This window comes from Cellulosimicrobium sp. AB352 (assembly GCF_049538415.1).
In the GTDB taxonomy this organism is placed as follows: Bacteria; Actinomycetota; Actinomycetes; order Actinomycetales; family Cellulomonadaceae; genus Cellulosimicrobium; species Cellulosimicrobium funkei.
The window spans coordinates 1-4,555 of the sequence record NZ_JBMVFX010000043.1 but is presented as its reverse complement, the minus strand read 5'-3'; the positions used below and the strand labels follow the sequence as shown (position 1 = coordinate 4,555).

The 4,555-nt window shown below is 73.1% G+C and carries 6 protein-coding genes; 1 reads left to right on the top strand and 5 read right to left on the bottom strand.

All coding sequences use genetic code 11. The features are described 5' to 3' along the window. From ACPCUX_RS18745 to ACPCUX_RS18730, 4 genes are all read right to left on the bottom strand, one after another. A partial coding sequence (locus ACPCUX_RS18745) for a ClpX C4-type zinc finger protein (RefSeq protein WP_423389390.1) occupies positions 1–397 on the bottom strand: 397 nt, incomplete at its 3' end. An 84-nt stretch (positions 398–481) separates the two neighbouring features. Next, positions 482–1,693 carry a cell division protein ZapE gene (zapE, locus tag ACPCUX_RS18740; RefSeq protein WP_423389389.1) on the bottom strand — a complete coding sequence of 404 codons (1,212 nt, stop codon included), beginning with the start codon at positions 1,691–1,693 and terminating at the stop codon, positions 482–484. A 9-nt stretch (positions 1,694–1,702) separates the two neighbouring features. Then, complete coding sequence (locus ACPCUX_RS18735) at positions 1,703–2,650, bottom strand: permease prefix domain 1-containing protein (RefSeq protein WP_423389388.1); 948 nt, start codon at positions 2,648–2,650, stop codon at positions 1,703–1,705. After that, positions 2,647–2,991: a PadR family transcriptional regulator gene (locus tag ACPCUX_RS18730; protein WP_423389387.1), complete on the bottom strand. Its 345-nt coding sequence runs from the start codon at positions 2,989–2,991 to the stop codon at positions 2,647–2,649. The genes ACPCUX_RS18735 and ACPCUX_RS18730 overlap by 4 nt, the downstream gene beginning before the upstream one ends. A gap of 118 nt (positions 2,992–3,109) precedes the next feature. On the opposite strand from ACPCUX_RS18730, the gene ACPCUX_RS18725 reads away from it, so the two are divergent. Next, complete coding sequence (locus tag ACPCUX_RS18725; RefSeq protein ID WP_423389386.1) at positions 3,110–3,820, top strand: metal-dependent transcriptional regulator; 711 nt, start codon at positions 3,110–3,112, stop codon at positions 3,818–3,820. Between the two features lie 129 nt (positions 3,821–3,949). On the opposite strand, the gene ACPCUX_RS18720 is transcribed toward ACPCUX_RS18725, so the two are convergent. Next, positions 3,950–4,555, bottom strand: a 606-nt coding sequence (locus ACPCUX_RS18720; RefSeq protein WP_423389385.1) for a superoxide dismutase, incomplete at its 5' end; no start/stop codon positions are given.

Below are 4,555 nucleotides of genomic sequence, written 5' to 3'. Positions count from 1 at the left end.
GGTCGTCGGTCGCGAGGGCCTCGCCCGCCTCCTCGGCGGCAACGGCGGCGCGCACGCGCTTGTAGTGGTTGTGCACCGCGACGGCCAGCGCCCGCTTGGCGCCGTCCTGCCCGACGACGTAGCGGCTGAGGTGCGCGAAGATCTCGTGCGGCGTGGGGAGCGGGCCGCTGCCGGTGACGATGTCCTGCTCGGCCGACTCCGTCTCGCGGTCCTCCTCGACCATCTCGAGGCAGAGCGCGACGCACTCGTCGCAGATGAAGACGCCCGCGGGGCCCGCGATGAGCCGCTTCACCTGCCGCTGCGACTTGCCGCAGAACGAGCACGTGAGCGCGTCCGCCGCGCGGGGCCCGCGCTGACCGCGCGCGCCGCCGTCGTCGGTGCCGTCGGAGCGTGCCACCAGGTGCCTCCAGTCGAGTCGGTTGCGGCCGATCGTAACCGTCGCCCACGACACCCCCGCACGCGAGCCCTGGGACGCGCCGGGTCAGGCGCGCGGGACGTCGTCCGCCGGGACGCCGCCGCCCGCGTCCTCGGTGAGGAGCTGGAGCCGGCTCGCGGTGCGGAACGCGTCCGGGCGGTCGGGGAGCGCGGTGCGGAAGGTGCCGAGCGCATGGGGCGACGTGACGACGAGCTCGACGTCCGCGTCGACCAGCACGTCGACGACCGCGATGAACCGCTGCTGCGCCTCGCGGTCGACGACGGTCAGCAGGGGGACGTCGGTGACGACCCACCGGCGGAAGCGCACAGACCAGTCGAGGTACTCCAGGGTCGACGTCGGCCGGCCCGCGAGGTCGACGAACGTCACCCACAGCTCGTCCGCGCGCGCCGCCGTCACGGGGAACGTGCGCGACCCGGTGCGCACCGCCGTCGCCTCGTCCGCGCCCGGGCGGCGCAGGCCGCGGGCGTCGAGCTGCGCCGTCGTGCCGGGGCGGAGCCACGCGCCCGCGGCGAACCCGGCGCGACCGCGCCCGCCCAGCGTCCGGTAGTCCGTGGGCCCGGCGAGCTCGACGACGTCGAGGTGCGCGCGCAGGAGCGCGATCCCCGGCTCGGCGACGTGGTGCCACAGCGGGTTCGGCAGCAGCGTGCCGGGCTCGTAGTTGGACGTCGCGAGCACGACGACGCCCGCCGCGAACGCCCGACGCAGGAGCCGGGTGAGCAGGGTCGCGTCGCCGGTGTCGTGCAGGTGGAGCTCGTCGAGGTAGAGCAGCGTCGTCCCGCGCAGGAGGCCGTCGATCGCGGAGTCGACGGCGCCGGGGCGTGGCTCCGGCGACTCCTCCGACGGCCTGGGCGGCGTCGGCTCCGCGACCGGCGCGGTCGCCCGGGTGCGCCACCCGCGCGTCGGGCCACCCTGCCCGACGGCGGGCCGCGGCCCGGTGAGGGCGGTCACCCGTCGGGCGTGGATCGCCGCGTGCAGCTCGCGGAACAGGTCGTACACGTGGACCCGCTTGGTCGCGCCGGCGGGGAGCCCGTCCGCGACGGCCGCGAAGAACGCCCCCGCCAGCCACGACTTCCCCCGCCCCGCGGGGCCCCACACGTACAGGCCGCGGACGGGGCGCCGTCGGGCCCCGGCGAGCTCCTCCCCGAGCCGGACGAGCCGGTCGAGGAGCGCGGACTGCGCCGCGTCGAGCGCGAACCCCTCGCGCGACGCCGCCGCCTCGACCGCACGCCGGGTGCTTTCGAGGCGGGAGCGGGTCATCGGGTCAGCCTAGGCGCGACGACCGCGCAGAGCCTTGACCCACACGTCGACGACGTCCCACGCCGCGATGACGATGGTCACCGCGACGATCGCGTTCGAGAGCCACGCGAGCGAGTCGGCACCGGAGGCCTCGAGGAACGCGGGGTTGACGAGGCGGTCGGTGCTCGCGAGCCACACGATCGCGCCGGCGAACAGGACGCCTGTGACGGTGTTGACGGCGGCGAGGCCGACGGTCCACCGGCCGCGGACGTACGTGACGATCATGAGCACGATCTCGGCCGCGACGATCGCGAGGAGCGCGCCGGTCCACAGCGGCCACAGGTCCGGGTGCAGGACCGGGATCACGTCGCCGTCCGCGCCGCGGAACCACGCGATCGAGGGCTGGAGCAGGAGTGCCGCGGCGACCAGGACGAGCAGGCCGACCGAGACCACCGTGTCGACGAGCGAGATCTCGCGCGGTGCGCGCTCGGCGGGGAGACGGTCGACCGTCCACGGGCCGGTGAGGTCGTCCTGGCTGCGTGGGCTGCCGTAGCGCTCGAGCACGACGAAGACGAGCGTCGTCCAGAACGCGATCTGCAGGGCAACGGAGGCAGTCGTCCAGATGCCGCTCCAGATGGCCGACCCGACGGTGGCGCCGTCGATGAGGTCGGTGACGAGCACGATCGCCCCGGGGATGAGGCTGACCCAGAGCAGCGTCTTGAGGAGGCGCAGCCAGTCGAGGTAGAGCGTCGGCCCGATGAGGTACAGCGGGCGACCGGCGAGGTCGGCCGCGAGGCGGTCGGGGTCGCCGAGGTCGTTGAGGACGTCGGTCTCGGCTCGGGCCGGGTCGGCGCCGGCCTCGACCTTGGCCTCGACCGCGTCGGCGACGGACGTGCGGAGCTCCTGCTCGAGGTCGGCGTGCTGGTTCGCGGGGACGCGGCGCAGCGTGGCGGCGACGTAGCGGTCGGTGAGCGTCATGACGTGCCTTCCTGGGAGTCGACGGTCTGGAGGCTCCGTGCGATCGCGAGCCACTCGTCGAGCAGGTCGCGGGCGAAGCGCTCGCCCGCGGGGGAGGTGCGGTAGAACTTGCGCGGCCGCGCCTCGTCGGTGTTCCACTCGCTCACGAGGAGGCCCTGCTTCTCGAGCCGGCGCAGGAGCGGGTAGAGCGTGTTGGCGTCGACGGGGACGCCCGCTGCGGCGAGCGCCTCGAGGAGCCCGTAGCCGTAGCCGGGCGTGCGCAGCAGCAGCAGGCTCGCGACGACGACGGAGCCGCGGCGCACCTCCTGGCTGTGCCCGGCGTAGATCTCGGGATCGGTCATGTCACACACCATAGTGTGTGACGCACAGTATAAGCAAGAGACACATCATCGTGTCGATGAGAGAGCGCTAGACTGGAATGGTTCCAGAGAAGAGTGCGTACCTGCCGCGGGAGGCCGAGTGACCGACCTGATCGACACCACCGAGATGTACCTGAAGTCGATCTACGAGCTGCAGGAGGAGGGGATCCCCCCGCTGCGCGCGCGGATCGCCGAGCGCCTCGGGCACTCGGGGCCGACGGTCTCGCAGACCGTGGCGCGCATGGAGCGCGACGGCCTCGTCGTCGTCGGGGGGGACCGCCAGCTCGAGCTCACGGCCCTCGGCCAGCAGACGGCGGTGCGCGTCATGCGCAAGCACCGCCTCGCCGAGCGCCTGCTCACCGACGTCATCAAGCTCGACTGGGAGCACGTCCACACCGAGGCCTGCCGCTGGGAGCACGTGATGAGCGACCTCGTCGAGCGGCGCCTCGTCGGGCTCCTCGACCACCCGGCGCACGACCCGTACGGCAACCCCATCCCCGGCCTGCGCGAGCTGGGCGAGGACCTGCCCGAGGTCGGCTACCTCCAGGGCGTCGTGTCCCTGCGGGCCCACCTCGTCGCGCGCGCCGCGGTGCCCGGCACGGAGGTGCGCGTCGTGCTCCAGCGCATCGCCGAGCCGATCCAGGTCGACGTCGAGCTGCTCGCCCGGTTCGCCGAGGCGGGGGTCTTGCCGCACCGGACCGTCGTGGTCACGGTGGGCGACGGCGTCGTCACCGTCTCGGGCGAGGGCGCCACGACGGTCCTCGACCTGCCCGACGACGTCGCGCGCCACCTCTTCGTGACCGCGGACTGACTGACGTGTGGCCCGAGGCGGCCGCTGAGAACGAGGTTGGTCCCGCTATCCGGTGGATAGCGGGACCAACCTCGTCGTGGTGGGGGAGCAGGGTCGTGCTCGCCGACCGGGTGTCGTGCGGCGGGGTCGTCAGGGGACGATGAGCCCGGCGGTCTGGGTCTTGGCGCGCTGCAGGCGGGCCTCGGCGTCGGACCAGTTGACGAGGTTCCACCAGGCGGTGACGTAGTCGGCGCGCACGTTCTGGTAGTCGAGGTAGTAGGCGTGCTCCCAGACGTCGAGCAGGACGATGGGGGTCAGGCCGAGGGTGAGGTTGCCCTGCTGGTCGTAGAGCTGGACGGTGACGAGCTTCTGGCCGATGGAGTCCCAGGCGAGGATGGCCCAGCCGGAGCCCTGGACGCCGGCGGCGACGGCGGCGAACTGCTTCTTGAAGGCGTCGAAGGAGCCGAAGTGCTCGTCGATCGCGGCGCCGATCTCGCCGGTGGGCTCGCCGCCGCCCTCGGGGGAGAGGTTGGTCCAGAAGGCGGAGTGGTTGACGTGGCCGCCGAGGTTGAACGCGAGGTTCTTCTCGTGGAGGTTGATCGCGGCGAAGTCGCCGGACTCGCGGGCCTCGGCGAGCTTCTCCAGGGCGGTGTTCGCGCCGGTGACGTAGGCCTGGTGGTGCTTGGAGTGGTGCAGCTCCATGATCCGCCCGGAGATGTGCGGCTCGAGCGCACCGTAGTCGTAGGACAGCTCGGG